Below are 15,933 nucleotides of genomic sequence, written 5' to 3'. Positions count from 1 at the left end.
GTCCTATTTCCTTGTCAGCGTGACGAAGCTGTACGCCGGGCGCCCGGCCTCGTCGGCGGGATGGTCCTCGCGCGCCGTCGCGCGCCAGTCGGCGGCGGGCGGATAATCGATGCTCGCGTCGCCTTTCGGTTCCAGCGCGACTTCGGTGAGTTCGATGCGGTCGGCGAGCGGCAGGAAGAGGCGATAAATTTCCGCGCCGCCGATCACCATCACATGCGGCGCGTTGGCGAGCTTCAGCGCGTCCTCGATCGTCGCGACCGGCTCGGCGCCCTCGTCCTGCCAGTCGGCGTCGCGGGTGAGGACGATGTGGCGGCGGCCCTCTAATATGGCGGGGAGGCTGTCGAAGGTCTTGCGCCCCATGATCATCGGACGGCCCATGGTGAGCTGTTTGAAACGGCGAAGGTCGGCGGGCAGGTGCCACGGCATCTTTCCGCCCACCCCGATCACGCCATTGGCTGCGCGGGCAAGGATCAGCGTAATCTCGGGGCGATTCATGCGGGAGAAGCTCCGACCCAGGTGGCGTGGCCGAGTTTGCGCCCCTCGCGCACCTCGGTCTTGCTGTAATGATGGACGCGGCAATTTTCGTCGGCGAGCAGCGCGGGGATGGCGGCGATATCGGCGCCGATCAGGTTGCGCATCGTGACCGGTAGCGCGGTGGTCGCGGTGCTGCCGAGCGGCAGGCCGGCGACCGCGCGGATATGGTTTTCGAACTGGCTCGTCACCGCGCCCTCGATCGTCCAATGGCCGCTGTTGTGGACGCGCGGCGCCATTTCGTTGAACACCGGCCCGGCTTCGGTGGCAAAAAATTCGCCCGTCAGCACCCCGACATAGTCGAGCTCGGCGGCGATGCGCGCCATCAGTTCGCGCGCTTCGGCCTGCTGGTCGGCGACGATTTGCGGCGGCGGCAGGCTGGAGGTGGCGAGAATGCCGGCCTTATGGACGTTGACCGAACTGTCCCAAAAGCGGATCTCGCCGTCGATGCCGCGCACGAGGATCACCGAAAATTCATGCGCGAAGGTGACGAAGCCTTCGAGCACCGCGGCGTGGCGGTCGATGCCGTCCCACGCGGCGTCGGCGTCGGCGGGCGTCATGATGCGCGCCTGCCCCTTGCCGTCATAGCCCATGCGCACCGTCTTGAGGATCGCGGGGGTGCCGATTGCTGCCAGCGCGGCATCGAGCGCGGCGCGGTCGGGCACAGCGGCGAAGGGGGCGGGGCAGCCGCCGAGGCCGGCGACGAACGTCTTTTCCTCGAGCCGGTCCTGCGCGATCTTCAGGCCCGCGACGCCGGGGCGGACCGCGACATGACCCGACAGGAAGCGCACCGTGTCGACCGGTACATTTTCGAATTCATAGGTGACGACGTCGCACGTCGCGGCGAAGGCGGCGAGGCGGGGTTCGTCGTCCCACGCGGCCTGGCTATGGTGTGCGGTGACCTCGGCCGCGACGCTTTCGGCGTCGGGGGCGTAGACATGGACCTTGTAGCCAAGCTGCGCGGCGGCAAGGCCGATCATCCGGCCGAGCTGTCCGCCGCCGAGGATGCCGATCGTCGAACCTGGAATCAACAAGCGGTCAGCCTTCGCGAACGGGGGTGGGGGCGACGCTGTTCGACTGCGCCGTGCGCCAGTCGTCGAGTTTTTGTGCCAGATCGGTGCTATTGTTCGCGAGCAGCGCGGCGGCGAAAAGCCCGGCGTTGGTCGCGCCCGCCTTGCCGATCGCGAAGGTCGCTACGGGCACGCCGCCGGGCATCTGGACGATCGAATAGAGGCTGTCGACGCCGCTGAGCGCCGCCGATTGGACGGGCACACCGAGCACCGGAACGCGTGTCATCGCCGCGACCATTCCGGGCAGGTGCGCGGCGCCGCCGGCACCGGCGATAATCGCCTTCAGACCGCGACCGGCCGCGCTTTTGGCGTAGTCGATGAGACGGTCGGGGGTGCGGTGCGCAGAGACGATCCGGACCTCGTGCGTGATACCGAATTCTTCGAGTATCTGGACCGCGTGCGCCATCGTCGGCCAGTCCGACTGGCTGCCCATGATCACACCGACTTGCGGCGAACTGTCGCCCATCACCCGTCCCTCCTGCGGGCAGCGATGAATCGCCGCCGCCTTCCCCCTAGCGACTGCGCAGCGCGCGGGCAACGGCGCCAATTATGCGTCCGCGCGTTTACCGATTGGTATCAAGTCGCGGCTAGGGTCGCCGGGCAATATCCACCGGCATGGGGCCGGGGAACGTGGGTTCGCATTCGGGGACGTTGAATGGACAGCGTAGGGGGGGCACGGATCGCGGTCGACCAGTTCGGCGCCGTTCCCGTAGACTCCATCGAGGACCAGCTGCGCGAAATACGCCGCGAACGCGACGCTTTGCGCCGCGAGAACCGCGTATTGAAGATCGCCGTCGCCGAACTCGAGCGCGTGTCCGAACGCGACACGCTGACCCCGCTGTTCAATCGCCGCTATTTCCTGACCGCGATCCATCACCGCATGGCGCGCTTCGAACGTCACGCCGAACGCGCCGCAGTCGTGTTCATCGACGTCAACCAGCTCAAATATATCAACGACAATTTCGGTCATGCGGCGGGCGATTTCGCGCTGATGGAAATCGCCAAACGGCTCGCGGCGTCGATCCGCGCGACCGATGTGGCGGCGCGCATCGGCGGCGACGAATTCGGCCTGATCCTCGACCAGTCGAGCGAGGCCGGCGCGCGCGCGCAGGTCGACCGATTGTGCGAGATTCTGAGTGCCGCCCCTGCCCAATATGACGGGCACGAGATCGCGCTGTCGGCCTGTTTCGGAATCGCGATGCTCCAGACCGGGATGACCGAATCGGACATATTGGCCGCCGCCGACCGCGACATGTATCGCAGCAAGCAGGGCCTCGGCGGTCTGCCGGGCCACCGCTAACCGCCGGTTAACTATAAAGGCGCATCGTCACCGCCAGGACAGGGGATGGACGATGCAAACCCAAACCGAACAATATCAGGACATTCAGAACCGGATCACCGGCCAGATCGGCGCGCTGGCGGAAGCCTTGCCGCACTGCGCGCTCGCGCAGCTTGTGCAGGGGATCGACGATATCCGCTGCCTTGCGCGCGACAATGGCTTTGCCGCGGTCGAGACATTGGCGAGCCATCTTGAATCGGCGGTCGCGGCCGGCGGCTATCGTGCCGCGATCCTGACCTATCTCGACGCGATGAGCGACGCCGCAGGCGCGCCGCAGGGGCCCTTGCCAACCGCGATACAGGAAGCCTGGCTGGCGTCCGTCGCGGTCCGGCTCGGGCATTGACGGCGGCCCGCTGACCATTCAAATCCGACGTCATGGATGCAATCATGCTTGCGCTGGTGGCGGTGCTGCTCGCCAATGCCGACGGGCGCAGCGGGATTGTCCTGTCGCGGCTGGTCAGCGCGCGCGGCGACCGGCGCGTCACTGTCGCAATCGCCTTTGGTGCCTTTCTGTCGAACGCGCTGGTCGCGGCGCTCGCGGGCGCAATCGCCAACCGGATGATCGGGCAGGGCGTGGCCGCCTTGCTCGTCGCGCTCGCGATGCTGTCGGCGGCGGCCGCGCTGCTGTGGCGCGGCAAGCCCGATGCGGAGCCGGTCGCCGGCGGCGATGCGCCGCCTGTCCTGCTCGCCGGGCAGTTGCTGGCGCGCCAGTTTGGCGACCGCAGCCATTTCCTTATCGGCTCGCTGGCGGCGACGAGCGGTGCGGGGCAATGGGCCGCGGCGGGCGGGCTCGTCGGGTGGACGCTGGCGATGCTGCCCTTTCTCGCTTTCGGTCCGGCGCTCGCTGAGCGGCGTGCGGCGCGCATCCTGTGCTGGTCGAGCGCGCTGGTCCTCGCGATATGGGGGATCCGCACTGGGCTCGGCGCCTTTGGATTAATCGGCTGAAAGGCATTTGATCAGTGGTTTCATCGTTTTTATCGATGAAGCTTACCCAAAGCTTCAATGGGAAAGCGGTCCGCGGCCTCGCTATATGGGCGGTGCAACAGAAAGGATGCTCCCATGTCCGAGAAAAACAACAACGCCCCTGCCGTCGCCGACGCGCTGAACGCGCTGCTCGCCGACAGTTTTGCGCTCTATCTCAAGACGAAAAATTACCACTGGCACGTCCAGGGCCCGCGTTTCCGCGAACTGCACCTGCTGTTCGATGAGCAGGCGGCACAGATTTTCGCGACGACCGACCTGATCGCCGAGCGCGTGCGCAAGAATGGCGCGCCGACGCTGCATTCGATCGGCGACGTCAGCCGCCGCGCCTCGATCCGCGACGACGATGCTGCGGGCGTCGATGCCGAAACGATGATCCGTAACCTTGCGGGCGACAACAAGATTCTGCTTGGGCAGTTGAAAGAAGTGAAGGCGGCGGCCGAAGCCGATGGCGATATCGCGACGAGCGGACTCGTCGATGGCTGGGCCGACGAAACGCAGCAACGCATCTGGTTCCTCGAGGCGACGCTGGGCTATTGAAGCGAAAGTTCGCCCCGGCGCCTCGCGTCGAAGTAGGGCAACTCCTCCCTGTCGCGTAGCGATGGGGAGGGGCTTTCGCAAAGCGCGCGGTGAATCGAGCGCGCGTGTGCGGAGCTTTTGTAGCTTAACCGCCCAGCTGGACGGTTCCGCCCTTGATCCAGCCCCAGCGGCACGGGCCCTGATATTCGCGGGCATTCTGCACCGACTTGCCGACGCCGCACATGTCGGGATCGGTCCCCGGCGCGGGAAACACGACGCCGAACCAGGCGTCGTCTTCGGCGGCCTCGCACAACGACACGCGGGTGCCGCCGCCCAGCCTTGCCTTCACCGCACGCGTTTCACCGGGCGCCCAATAGACGTCGGTGCCGCCGTCCCGCACGCGGCTGATGCTCGAACAGGCGGGCAGGCTCGGTCCCTCGGTGCCGATCATCACCGCGCGCGTTGCGAGCGGCTCGCCCGCCACAGCGGGGGCGTTGTCGGCGGGCGGCGGGGGCTGGCTGCATGCAGCGAGCGACAGGATCAGAATGGCGGAGAGGGGGGATGCGAGGCTTTGTTTCATGTCATCGAAACTAGCCGCCGCGAGGCGCGCGCGCAACGCCCGTCGCCCCGGGGCGGAGAGCCGCATTTTCGCTTGGGTTTTGCGGCCTTCGACCCTATATAATCGATATGACAGATACCCCCGAGAACAGCGCGCCCGAAAGCGCCGCCAAACAGCCCAACGCCAACGCTTACGGCGCCGATTCGATCAAGGTATTGAAGGGCCTCGACGCGGTGCGCAAACGGCCGGGCATGTATATCGGCGACACCGACGACGGGTCGGGCCTGCATCACATGGTGTTCGAGGTATCGGATAACGCTATCGACGAGGCGCTCGCGGGGCATTGCGACCTCGTCCTGATCACGCTCAACAGCGACGGATCGGTCAGCGTCGAGGACAATGGCCGCGGCATCCCCACCGGCATTCACGCCGAAGAAGGCATTTCGGCGGCAGAAGTCATCATGACCCAGCTCCACGCCGGCGGGAAGTTCGAGAACACCAGCGATGACAATGCGTACAAGGTGTCGGGCGGCCTGCACGGCGTCGGCGTCAGCGTCGTCAACGCACTCAGCGAATGGCTCGAACTCACGATCTGGCGCGACGGCGAAGAACATTGGATGCGCTTCGAACATGGCGATTCGGTCGCGCCGCTGAAGGTCAACGGTCCGGCCCCCGCGGGCAAGAAGGGCACGCGCGTGACCTTCATGGCCTCGACCGAGACGTTCAAGAATGTCACCGAATTCGATTTCGAAAAGCTCGAGCACCGCTACCGCGAACTTGCCTTTCTCAATTCGGGGGTGCGGATCAAGCTCGTCGACGCGCGCCACGCCGAGCATGAAACGCACGACCTTTTCTACGAGGGCGGGATCGCGGCGTTCGTCAAATATCTCGACCGCAACAAAAATGCGCTGCTGCCCGATCCGATCGCGATCAGCAGCGAGCGCGACGGCATCGGTATCGACGTCGCATTGGAGTGGAATGACAGCTATTATGAAAATGTCCTCTGCTTCACGAACAACATTCCGCAGCGCGACGGCGGCACGCACCTCGCGGCGTTCCGCGCCGCGCTGACGCGCACGCTCAACGGCTATGGCGAAAAATCGGGCCTGCTGAAGAAGGAAAAGGTTACGCTCACCGGTGAGGATATGCGCGAAGGATTGACCGCGATCGTCTCGGTCAAGCTGCCCGATCCCAAATTCTCGTCGCAGACCAAGGACAAGCTCGTCTCGTCGGAGGTCCGCCAACCGCTCGAAAGCCTGATGGCCGACCGGATGACCGAATGGCTCGAGGAAAATCCCGCTTATGCCAAGGCGGTGATCCAGAAGGTCATCGACGCCGCGGCGGCGCGTGAGGCCGCGAAAAAGGCGCGCGAACTGACGCGGCGCAAGGGCGCGATGGATATCGCCTCGCTCCCCGGCAAGCTTGCTGACTGCCAGGAACGCGATCCCGCCAAATGCGAACTCTTCCTCGTCGAGGGTGATTCGGCAGGCGGATCGGCCAAGCAGGGCCGCGACCGCCATGTTCAGGCGATCCTGCCGCTGAAGGGCAAGATCCTGAACGTCGAGCGCGCGCGCTTCGATCGCATTATTTCCTCCAAGGAAGTCGGCACGCTGATCCAGGCGCTCGGCACGGGGATCCGCGACGAGTTCAATCTCGAAAAGCTGCGCTATCACAAGATCGTGATCATGACCGACGCCGACGTCGACGGCGCGCATATCCGCACGCTGCTGCTCACCTTCTTCTATCGCCAGATGCCCGAAATCATAGAGGGCGGGCACCTCTACATCGCCCAGCCGCCGCTGTATAAGGTTGCGAAGGGGCGGAGCGAGGTCTATCTGAAGGACGATAGCGCGCTCGAAAATTACCTCGTCGACGCGGGCATCGACGCGCTGTTGCTCGAAACGCAGGGCGGCGCGCGCTCGGGCGCCGACCTGCGCTCGCTGATCGATCACGGCCGCCGGCTGCGCGCGTTGATGCGTTATGTGCCGCGTACCCTCAATCACGGGCTGGTCGAGGCGCTCGCGCTCACCGGCGCGCTCGATCCCGATCTCGATACCGCGGGGCGTCACAGCGCCGCCGCGACCGCCGCGACCTGGCTCAACGCCGCCGAACGCGCGCTGACCGGCGGCGCCGAAGCGGTCTGGACCGTCGAAGCGGTCGAAGGCGGCGGCTACACGCTCGAGCGGCGCTGGCGCGGGGTCAGCGATCATCACGCGATCGACGCGGGCTTCCTCGCCAGCCAGGAAGCGCGCCGGATGCACAAGCTCGCTGCCGAACAGGCCGACACCTATGCCCGCCCCGGCCGACTGGTGAAGTCGAGCGGCTCCACCGCCACCGCCGAAGTCGAAGCGGAGACGGCCGGCGGCGAAGAGGGCGACCTTCCTGCGGCGGCGAACGCCAAGGCCAACCCGGTGACGCGCCCGTCCGAACTGCTCGAGGCGATCTTTGCGCACAGCCGCAAGGGCCTTGCGATCAGCCGCTACAAGGGGCTAGGCGAGATGAATGCCGAACAGCTCTGGGAAACGACGCTCGATCCCGCCAACCGCTCGCTGCTCCGCGTCGAGGCCGAACAGGCCGATGTCGCGCATGAAATCTTCGAACGCCTGATGGGCGACGAGGTCGAACCGCGGCGCGACTTCATCCAGACGAATGCGCTGTCGGTGGCAAATCTCGACGTCTAAAAGCGCATCCGACCGCAATTTCGGTTCCGTTTAACGCGCGGCGGCTTGCCTTGGCAGGCCGCCGCTGCTTTTGGCCCTCCACCGAAAAGGGAGGATGTCATGCGGGTCTTTTCAGCCCTGTTGATACCGATGATGCTGTCGGTTTCGGCCGCCGCGCAGGACTTGGATGTGACGGACGAAACGGCCATCGAGGTCCCCGACTTCGCCGAAATCGACGGCGGAATGGCGAGCTATTACGGCAACGAACTCGCCGGCAATCGCACTGCAAGCGGCGAACGCTTCGACCCCGGCCAGCTCACCGCCGCGCACCGCACCTTGCCCTTTGGCAGCATGGTGCGCGTCACCAACATGTCGAACGGCGACAGCGTAATCGTCCGCATCAACGACCGTGGGCCCTTTTCGCGCGGCCGGGTGATCGACGTCAGCCAAGCCGCCGCGCGCGAAATCGGCATGCACCGCAGCGGCACCGCGCGCGTCAAGCTGGCGTTGCTCGCCGACGAGTGAGATATCGGCGGGTTGTCCGTTTTCGGCCGGAAATGGACGTTCGGACCCATCCTAACCCGTTCGCATCGGGCGGAGTCGAGATGCCCTTTGGGTCAGGCATCGCGTCGACGGGTCTCTCGACTTCGCTCGACACGTACGGACAGAGAGGTTCGTCGTCTGGCGAGTGGTTGCGGAGGTGATCTCCCCTCCCGGTTGCAGGAGGGGTCGGGGGTGGGCCGACGTCAGCTCATCACCCCAAAGCCGCCCCTAATCGAAAACCGACCAGCCCGCCGCATAGGCGAAATGTTCGAGCGCGACCGCACCCGCCAGCGACGTTCCCGCGTCGCCCAGCGCGGGCGACCAGACCGCGATCGATCCCTGCCCCGGCGCGATACAGAGGATGCCGCCGCCGACGCCGCTCTTGCCCGGCAGGCCGACGCGGAAGGCGAATTCGCCGCTGTTGTCATAATGGCCGCAGAGCATCATGATCGCGTTGATCCGCCGCGCGCGGTGCGGTTCGACGAGCTGCTCGCCGGTCACCGGATCGCGGCCTTCCATTGCGAGAAACAGCCCGGCGCGCGCAAGTTGGCGGCACGACATCGCGATCGCGCACTGGCGGAAATAGACGCTGACGACCGACTCGACCGGATTCGTCAGATTGCCGAAGGCGTCCATGAAATGCGCGAGGCTGCGATTGCGCGCGCCGGTTTCGGATTCGGAAAAAGCGACGTCGAAATCGATCCCGACGCTATCGTCGCCTGCACGGGCGCGCATGAAATCGACGATCTCGTCGATCGTCGCATCGCCGCTGCGCCCGTCGATCAGCCGGTCGGTCGTCGCGATTGCGCCTGCGTTGATCAACGGATTGCGCGGGATGCCCTGTTCGCTTTCGAGCTGGACGATCGAGTTGAACGCCGACCCCGACGGTTCGCGCCCGACGCTGTCCCATAGCGAGCTGCCGACGCGGCGAAGCGCCAGCGCCAATGTGAAGACCTTCGACACCGACTGGATCGAGAAGGGCTCGTCGGCGTCGCCCGACGCATGGACGGTGCCGTCGGGCAGTGCGAGCGCGAAGCCGAGCTTGTTCGGATCGACGTTGGCGAGCGCCGGAATATAGGCGGCGACGCGCCCTTGGCCCAGATGAGCCGCGGCGAGCTTCATCGCGTCTTCGATATGGCGTCCGATGTTGTCGGTCATCGGCTCCGCCTAGCATAATCGCGGCGCAACGCATGTATTTTCATTTTATTAGAAATATTCTATACAAGCGAAATTATATCATCGAATCGGGAAACGAGACATGGCCGATCATCCGCGTTCCAAGGGGCTTTCGAGTGCTGTCTGCTACAAGGATGCGAAAGCGGCGTTCCGCTGGTTGGAGGAGGCCTTCGGGTTCGAACCGACCTTCGTGCTGCTCGATGCCGATGGAAATCTGGCGCACAGCGAGATGGAATACGGAAATTCGTCGATCATGATCGGCAATGAATGGTCCGACGATCATCGAAGCCCCGCGAACCTTGGCGGCAAGAATACGCAGACGGTGCATGTCCAGTTGGGCCAGGGCGAGGATATCGACGCGCATTGCGAGAAGGCGCGCGCGGCGGGGGCGGACATCATCGCCGAACCCGAAACGCAATTCTATGGCGACCGCACCTACCGCGCGAAGGATTCCGAAGGGCATATCTGGACCTTTGGCGTGACGGTTGCGGAAAAGACGTCGGACGAATGGGACGCCGAGGGCGGCTTCATAACCAAGATGCGGCTCGACGATTGAGCGCCGCGGTCGACCGCACGCTCGCCGCGCTCGCCGACCCCGTCCGCCGCCGCGCGGTCGAACTGCTCGGGCAGCAGCCGCGCAGCGCGGGCGAGCTGGCGGGCGCCCTCGGGCTCGCGCCGCCGGCGATGAGCCGCCACCTGCGCGCGCTGAAGGACGGCGGACTGGTCGAGGACGGGCATCCCGATTTCGACGCGCGCGTGCGCATCTATAGTCTGAAGGACGGCGCGACCGACGGGCTGAAACAATGGCTGGCCGCGACCGAGGCGCTGTGGATGCACCAGCTCGCCGCGTTCAAGCACCATGTCGAGGGCGGCGTCGAGGGCGTGGACCAAGGATGAGCGCGGCGGTGATCGTCGCGCTGCGCGTCGCGGCGACGCCGCCAGCGGCCTTTACCGCCTTCACGTCCGACATCGGCAGATGGTGGAAAAGCCACCCGCTGTTCCAGCTTAGCCGCAAAGGCGACGGCGCGCTGCGCTTCGACCCCGCGGGCCCTGGCGGGCGGCTCGTCACGCGCTTCGACAACGGGGAGGAGTGGGAAATCGGGCCGGTACGGCACTGGTTACCCGGCGAGCGGCTGGCATTCGGCTGGCGGCTGCCGAGCTTCCAGGCCGAGCAGGCGACCGAGGTCGATGTGCGCTTCGAAGCGATCGGAGCCGAAACGCGCGTCACGGTCGAACATCGCGGCTGGGACGCCATCCCGCAGAGACATGTCGCGCGGCATGGCTTCGAACTGATGTTATTCCAGCAGCGGCTCGGGGAGCATTGGCGCGGGTTGCTGAAGGGGATGGAAGCGGGCTTCGAATGAAGGCCGGTTGTGGGGGTGGCGAGTCGGGCCCAACCGGAGAAAGCTTCGTTCGCGATTAAACCTGCACGGGCCGCCAATGCCCGCAATACTCGCCCGAACATAAAAAGGGCGGCCCGAAGCCGCCCTTTCCATTTGTCTGCCCGGCCGATCAGTCCTGATGCGGCTGGATATTCACCGCCGCGAACTTGCCGCGGTCGTCGACTTCGATGTCGAACGCGACGCGGTCGCCTTCGTCGAGCCCCGTCATGCCGGCGCGCTGCACCGCGCTGATGTGGACGAAGGCGTCGGCCTGTCCGTCGTCACGTGCGATAAAGCCGAAGCCCTTGGTCGTGTTGAAGAATTTGACGGTGCCCGACGTGCGCTCGCCGGTCAGCTGGCGACGGCCGCGCGCGCCGCCGGCGCCACCGGGGCCGCGATCGTCGCGACGCGGTGCGAATTCCTCGACCGGCATCGGCTCGCCTTCGATCTTGAGATCGATGGCCGACACCTTGCCGTTGCGCTCGACAAGCGTGAAGCCGAGCGGCTGGCCCGATGCCAAGCCCTGAAGTCCGGCCTGTTCGACCGCGCTGATGTGCACGAACACGTCTTCGCCGCCGTCGTCGCGAGCGACGAAACCGAAGCCCTTCGACGGGTTAAAGAATTTCACCGTGCCCTGGCCTTCGCCGACGACCTGCGCGGGCATGCCGCCGCCACGACCGCCGCCGAAGCCGCCGCGATCGCCACCGCCGAAGCCGCCACCGCGGTCCCCACCGCCGAAGCCGCCGCGATCGCGGTCGCCGAAGCCGCCGCGTCCGCCGCCGTAACTGTCACCACCATAGGGCGCCGGTTCAAAGCTGTCGAAATTGCCGAAATCGTCGCGCTTACCGCGCCCCCGCTGGCCGCGGCGATCCTTGTTGAAACTCATTGTCTAATAGTCGCTTTCGGTTCGTCCATCACCCATTCGACCGGCGCCTTGCGCCGGACGGGGACGCAGTTCACCATGGGCACAGACTCGCCCCGTGCCGCTAACGGCGCAATATATAGCCTATATGGGCGCGCTCTGCGAACAGAAAATTCAACGCTGCGAAGCCGGGTAACATGCGCTTTGCCACGGGGCGGCGGCGAGTGGGCGACGCCCGCGAAAACCAGTCATTGAGCGGCACGGCGGCTTGGCCTAAGGCGAAGCCATGACTGTCTATTTCCATGAAGAAGATTTGCCCGAGGGCGTGCTTGGCCCGGGCGCCGTCGCCGTCGATACCGAGACCATGGGTCTCAATCCGCTGCGCGACCGCCTGTGCCTCGTCCAGATCAGCGACGGGTCGGGCGACGAGCATCTCGTCCGCTTCAAGGCGGGCAGCGCCTATGACGCGCCGGTGCTGAAGGCGATATTGGCCGATCCCGCGCGGCTGAAGCTTTTCCACTTCGCGCGGTTCGACATCGCGGCGCTGCAACAGGCGCTCGGCATTGTCACCGCGCCGGTCTATTGCACCAAGATCGCCTCGAAGCTGATCCGCACCTATACCGACCGCCATGGGCTGAAGGAATTGGTGCGCGAACTGCTCGGGCAGGAGGTGTCGAAGCAGCAGCAGTCGAGCGACTGGGGCGCCGCCGAACTGTCCGACGCGCAGCGCGATTATGCGGCGAGCGACGTCCGCTTCCTCCACGCGATGAAAGAGATTCTTGACGCGCGGCTCGCGCGCGAGGGCCGCACTGGCCTCGCGCAGGCCTGTTTCGATTTCCTGCCGACACGCGCCGCGCTCGATCTGGCCGGCTGGCCCGAAACCGATATTTTCGCGCATAGTTGAGCCACCCGGAAGGTAGAGGATGTCCGAACGCGCCGACCTTGACCGCACGATGCGCCGCATGTGGGCGGCGAGCGGATCGAGCCACGACCGGGTGGTGCGCGTCCTGCGCTTCGGCCTGCCGCTCGTCATCGGCGTCGTCGCGGCGGTGCTGGTCTTTTCGCCCTTTACCCAGCGTGCCGAGATCAGCTTCCTGCTCGCCAAGGACAAGGTCGACATGGCGAGCGAACGGATGAAGGTGACGCGCGCCGAATATCGCGGCCAGGATGCGAAGGGCCAGCCCTTTGCCTTGCTTGCGGGCAGCGCAGTACAGAAAAGCTCGGCCGAACCGATCGTGCGGATGACCGACCTGTCGGGCGCGATCCGCCTCGACGACGGGCCGGCGACCATCGTCGCGCGCGACAGCGCCTATAATATGGATACCGAAAAGGTCGCGGTGCCGGGGCTGGTGCAGGTCAAAAGCGCGGGCGGGTACCGGATCGACGCGAGCAATGTCGCGGTCGATCTGAAAACGCGGACGCTGGTCGGCACCGGCGGCGTCGACGGCGCGCTCAACATCGGCCCCTTCTCGGCCGACGGGCTGTCCGCCGATCTCGACAAGCGGATCGTGCGCCTCGAAGGCAATGCGCGGCTGAGGATCAATCAGGGAGTGCTCAAATGAATCGGCTCTGGACGATGAAGGGCATCGCGCTTGCGGCGACGGGATTTGTCCTGACCAGCCTCGCGATCCTGTCGGCGGGCGGCGGCGATAGCGCCCGGGCGCAGGCGCTTGCGAATCACAACAGTAATGCGCCGGTCGATATGGCCGCGAACAGCATCGAGGTGCAGGATCGCGCCGACCGGGTCATCGTGTCGGGCAATGTCCGCATCACACAGGCCGGGCTGACGCTGACCGCACCGCGCATGACGATCGCCTATACGCGCGCGGGGGGAACCGACATCAACCGGCTCGACGCGACGGGCGGGGTCGTCGTGACGAAGGGCGACGAACGCGCGTCGGGCAATGTCGCCATATACGACCTCGACCGGCGGCTGATCACGATGGTCGGCAATGTCGAGCTGCGCCAGCGCGGCAACCAGCTGCGCGGCGGGCGTATGGTGATCGACCTTAACAGCGGCCGCGCGACGGTCGACGGGCGCGGCGCGGCGCGCGGCCCCGACGGCAATCCGGTGCAGGGCGGCACCGGCGGGCGCGTGACCGGGACCTTCACGGTACCGGAAAGAAAGCAGTAACCAGCACGCTTCACCGGACTGCAACCATGCGTCTTCACGATGGCGCGCGGGACCAGATCCACTTGCGGTGCCGGGGGGCGACGCCGCGCATAGAAAGCGAGCCCCGATGCGTCTTTCCCCCATCGTCCCGCCCCGGCGTCCCTTGTTCGGTCGTCGTCGGGAGCCGCCCGCGGCAATCGTGCCGACCCCGACATCCGAGGAACGGCGGCTGATCGATCGCATCATCGCGCGCGCGGGATATCGCGAATCGCGCTAACCGTTGGCGGAACGGCATCGGCGCCCTACATGGGGCGTCCATGCCACCCGACACCTCCACCTCTGCCGACGCCAGCCGTGAACCGCCCGTCCTTGCGACGCTGAGGCGCTTCCTTCCCTATCTGTGGCCCGCGGGGCAGCGCGAGGCGAAGCTGCGCATCGTCCTCGCCGGGCTGATCGTGCTCGCGTCGAAGGGCGTGCAGCTGTCGATGGGGTTCCTCTATGGCGCCGCCATCGACCGCATGGCGCCGGGGATGGAGGCGGGCGTGGCGCTCGCGATCGGGCTGGTGCTCGCTTATGCCGGCGCGCGCTTTGCCGGGGTGTTGTTCGACAATCTCCGCAATGTGGTGTTCGAACGCGTTGGGCAGGATGCGACGCGCGAACTCGCGATTACGACCTTCGGCCACCTCCACGCGCTGAGCCTACGCTTCCACCTCGCGCGGCGCACGGGCGAGGTGACGAAGGTGATCGAGCGCGGCACGAAGAGCATCGACACGATGCTCTATTTCCTGCTGTTCAACATCGCGCCGACGGTGATCGAACTCGCGGCGGTGCTGATCATTTTCTGGACCAGGTTCAGTTTCGGCCTGGCGAGCGCGACCGCGCTGATGGTGGTCGTCTATATCATCTTCACGCGCAAGGTGACCGACTGGCGCAACGCGCTGCGCACCCGGATGAACGACCTCGACACGTTGACGATCGGGCGCAGCGTCGACAGCCTCTTGAACTACGAAACGGTCAAATATTTCGGCGCCGAGGAACGCGAAGAAGCGCGCTACCGCGACGTCGCCGATCAATATGCGCGCGCCGCGGTGAAGAGCGAGAACAGCCTCGCCTGGCTCAACATCGGACAGAGCCTGATCACCAACGCCGCGCTCGCCGGGGCGATGGCCTATACGGTGTGGGGATGGTCGGTCGGCGAATATAAGGTCGGCGACGTGGTGTTGGTGAACACATTGCTCGCACAGCTTTTCCGCCCGCTCGACATGCTCGGCATGGTCTATCGCGTGATCCGCCAGGGGCTGATCGACATGGAGGCGATGTTCCGCCTGATCGACACCCCGCCCGAGATTTCGGATACGCCAGGTGCCGCACCGCTCGCGGTGAACGGCGCCGCGGTGGTGTTCGAGAATGTCGTGTTCGGCTACGAGCCCGACCGCACGATCCTGAACGGCGTGAGCTTCGCGGTCGGCGCGGGCGAGACGCTGGCGATCGTGGGGCCGTCGGGCGCGGGCAAGTCGACGATCGCGCGGCTGCTCTTCCGCTTCTACGACCCGCAGGGCGGGCGCATCCTGATCGACGATCAGGATATTTCCAAGGTCACGCAAAAGAGCCTGCGCGCCGAGATCGGCATCGTCCCGCAGGATACCGTGCTGTTCAACGATTCGATCGGGTACAACATCGCCTATGGCCGCGAGGGTGCGAGCGCCGAAGAGATTGCAGCAGCGGCCGAAGGCGCGGCGATCGACAGCTTCATCGCATTGCTGCCGCAAGGCTATGACACCGAGGTCGGCGAACGCGGGCTCAAGCTGTCGGGGGGCGAGAAGCAGCGCGTCGCGATCGCGCGCACCCTGCTCAAGAATCCGCCGCTGCTGATCCTCGACGAAGCGACGAGCGCGCTCGACAGCCGTACCGAAGCGGCGATCCAGGACACGCTCGACCGTATCGCGGCGCGTCGCACGACGCTGGTGATTGCGCACCGCCTGTCGACAGTGACGGGTGCCGACCGCATCATCGTGCTGGAAAAGGGCCGCGTTGCCGAAACGGGGACGCACGACCAGTTGCTCGCCATGCGCGGGCTTTATGCAGATATGTGGGTGCGGCAGCAGGCAGAGCGCGACGAGGGGACGGTCGAGGCCTGACCGTGCGCCAGCCCCGGCGTTTACATTTTTGTAAGTGATTTCCACCAATTGGACCTCCGG

The 15,933-nt window shown here is 65.8% G+C and carries 19 protein-coding genes; 13 read left to right on the top strand and 6 right to left on the bottom strand.

Going from position 1 to position 15,933, the window contains the following annotated elements; genetic code table 11:
- Positions 1-3: 3 nt before the first annotated feature.
- From HDC35_RS09275 to purE, 3 genes are read right to left on the bottom strand one after another with little or no spacing between them, the layout of a single operon-like run.
- Positions 4-495, bottom strand: coding sequence for a dihydrofolate reductase (locus HDC35_RS09275; RefSeq protein ID WP_184645955.1), 492 nt, complete (start codon positions 493-495; stop codon positions 4-6).
- Positions 492-1,565 carry a 5-(carboxyamino)imidazole ribonucleotide synthase gene (locus HDC35_RS09270; protein WP_184645953.1) on the bottom strand — a complete coding sequence of 358 codons (1,074 nt, stop codon included), beginning with the start codon at positions 1,563-1,565 and terminating at the stop codon, positions 492-494. The genes HDC35_RS09275 and HDC35_RS09270 overlap by 4 nt, the downstream gene beginning before the upstream one ends.
- Positions 1,566-1,569: 4 nt before the next feature.
- Complete coding sequence (purE, locus tag HDC35_RS09265; RefSeq protein WP_184645951.1) at positions 1,570-2,067, bottom strand: 5-(carboxyamino)imidazole ribonucleotide mutase; 498 nt, start codon at positions 2,065-2,067, stop codon at positions 1,570-1,572.
- A gap of 189 nt (positions 2,068-2,256) precedes the next feature.
- Between purE and HDC35_RS09260 the strand changes: the two genes are divergently transcribed.
- The 4 genes from HDC35_RS09260 to HDC35_RS09245 all read left to right on the top strand — a co-directional run bounded on the left by HDC35_RS09260 (position 2,257) and on the right by HDC35_RS09245 (position 4,461).
- Positions 2,257-2,901: a GGDEF domain-containing protein gene (locus tag HDC35_RS09260; protein ID WP_184645949.1), complete on the top strand. Its 645-nt coding sequence runs from the start codon at positions 2,257-2,259 to the stop codon at positions 2,899-2,901.
- A 52-nt stretch (positions 2,902-2,953) separates the two neighbouring features.
- Complete coding sequence (locus tag HDC35_RS09255) at positions 2,954-3,283, top strand: hypothetical protein (protein WP_184645947.1); 330 nt, start codon at positions 2,954-2,956, stop codon at positions 3,281-3,283.
- Positions 3,284-3,327: 44 nt separating this feature from the next.
- Positions 3,328-3,885, top strand: coding sequence for a hypothetical protein (locus HDC35_RS09250; RefSeq protein ID WP_260397635.1), 558 nt, complete (start codon positions 3,328-3,330; stop codon positions 3,883-3,885).
- A 114-nt stretch (positions 3,886-3,999) separates the two neighbouring features.
- Complete coding sequence (locus tag HDC35_RS09245; protein WP_184645942.1) at positions 4,000-4,461, top strand: Dps family protein; 462 nt, start codon at positions 4,000-4,002, stop codon at positions 4,459-4,461.
- 124 nt (positions 4,462-4,585) lie between these two features.
- Here HDC35_RS09245 and HDC35_RS09240 read toward each other — a convergent pair whose 3' ends face one another.
- Positions 4,586-5,056 (bottom strand): hypothetical protein, encoded by a 471-nt coding sequence (locus HDC35_RS09240; RefSeq protein WP_184645941.1) that lies wholly within the window; start codon positions 5,054-5,056, stop codon positions 4,586-4,588.
- A gap of 71 nt (positions 5,057-5,127) precedes the next feature.
- On the opposite strand from HDC35_RS09240, the gene gyrB reads away from it, so the two are divergent.
- On the top strand, positions 5,128-7,680 hold the full coding sequence (gene gyrB, locus HDC35_RS09235; RefSeq protein ID WP_184645938.1) for a DNA topoisomerase (ATP-hydrolyzing) subunit B: 2,553 nt from the start codon (positions 5,128-5,130) through the stop codon (positions 7,678-7,680).
- Between the two features lie 99 nt (positions 7,681-7,779).
- Positions 7,780-8,184, top strand: a complete 405-nt coding sequence (locus HDC35_RS09230) for a septal ring lytic transglycosylase RlpA family protein (protein ID WP_184645936.1) — start codon at positions 7,780-7,782, stop codon at positions 8,182-8,184.
- 246 nt (positions 8,185-8,430) lie between these two features.
- Here HDC35_RS09230 and HDC35_RS09225 read toward each other — a convergent pair whose 3' ends face one another.
- On the bottom strand, positions 8,431-9,324 hold the full coding sequence (locus tag HDC35_RS09225; RefSeq protein ID WP_260397668.1) for a glutaminase: 894 nt from the start codon (positions 9,322-9,324) through the stop codon (positions 8,431-8,433).
- 136 nt (positions 9,325-9,460) lie between these two features.
- Here HDC35_RS09225 and HDC35_RS09220 point away from each other — a divergent pair, with 136 nt between their 5' ends.
- Genes HDC35_RS09220 through HDC35_RS09210 form a run of 3 tightly spaced genes read left to right on the top strand, consistent with a single transcriptional unit; the run spans position 9,461 to position 10,742 of the window.
- Positions 9,461-9,934 carry a VOC family protein gene (locus HDC35_RS09220; protein WP_184645932.1) on the top strand — a complete coding sequence of 158 codons (474 nt, stop codon included), beginning with the start codon at positions 9,461-9,463 and terminating at the stop codon, positions 9,932-9,934.
- Positions 9,931-10,275, top strand: a complete 345-nt coding sequence (locus HDC35_RS09215) for a helix-turn-helix transcriptional regulator (RefSeq protein ID WP_184645930.1) — start codon at positions 9,931-9,933, stop codon at positions 10,273-10,275. The genes HDC35_RS09220 and HDC35_RS09215 overlap by 4 nt, the downstream gene beginning before the upstream one ends.
- Positions 10,272-10,742 carry an SRPBCC domain-containing protein gene (locus HDC35_RS09210; protein WP_184645929.1) on the top strand — a complete coding sequence of 157 codons (471 nt, stop codon included), beginning with the start codon at positions 10,272-10,274 and terminating at the stop codon, positions 10,740-10,742. The genes HDC35_RS09215 and HDC35_RS09210 overlap by 4 nt, the downstream gene beginning before the upstream one ends.
- Positions 10,743-10,890: 148 nt before the next feature.
- Here HDC35_RS09210 and HDC35_RS19850 read toward each other — a convergent pair whose 3' ends face one another.
- Entirely contained in the window at positions 10,891-11,646 is a 756-nt protein-coding gene (locus HDC35_RS19850) for a cold-shock protein (RefSeq protein WP_184645927.1), read from the bottom strand.
- A 262-nt stretch (positions 11,647-11,908) separates the two neighbouring features.
- On the opposite strand from HDC35_RS19850, the gene HDC35_RS09200 reads away from it, so the two are divergent.
- The 4 genes from HDC35_RS09200 to HDC35_RS09185 all read left to right on the top strand — a co-directional run bounded on the left by HDC35_RS09200 (position 11,909) and on the right by HDC35_RS09185 (position 15,873).
- Positions 11,909-12,526, top strand: a complete 618-nt coding sequence (locus HDC35_RS09200; protein ID WP_184645925.1) for a ribonuclease D — start codon at positions 11,909-11,911, stop codon at positions 12,524-12,526.
- 19 nt (positions 12,527-12,545) lie between these two features.
- Positions 12,546-13,184, top strand: coding sequence for an LPS export ABC transporter periplasmic protein LptC (locus HDC35_RS09195; protein ID WP_184645923.1), 639 nt, complete (start codon positions 12,546-12,548; stop codon positions 13,182-13,184).
- Entirely contained in the window at positions 13,181-13,756 is a 576-nt protein-coding gene (locus HDC35_RS09190; protein ID WP_184645921.1) for an LptA/OstA family protein, read from the top strand. Before HDC35_RS09195 ends, HDC35_RS09190 begins: the two co-directional genes overlap by 4 nt.
- 296 nt (positions 13,757-14,052) lie before the next feature.
- Complete coding sequence (locus tag HDC35_RS09185) at positions 14,053-15,873, top strand: ABC transporter ATP-binding protein/permease (RefSeq protein WP_184645919.1); 1,821 nt, start codon at positions 14,053-14,055, stop codon at positions 15,871-15,873.
- The last annotated feature ends 60 nt before the right edge of the window (positions 15,874-15,933 follow it).

This window comes from Sphingopyxis sp. JAI128, from assembly GCF_014207235.1.
Lineage (GTDB): Bacteria > Pseudomonadota > Alphaproteobacteria > Sphingomonadales > Sphingomonadaceae > Sphingopyxis.
Note: the sequence above shows the minus strand (reverse complement) of the source record. Positions and strands in the feature narration are given on the sequence as shown.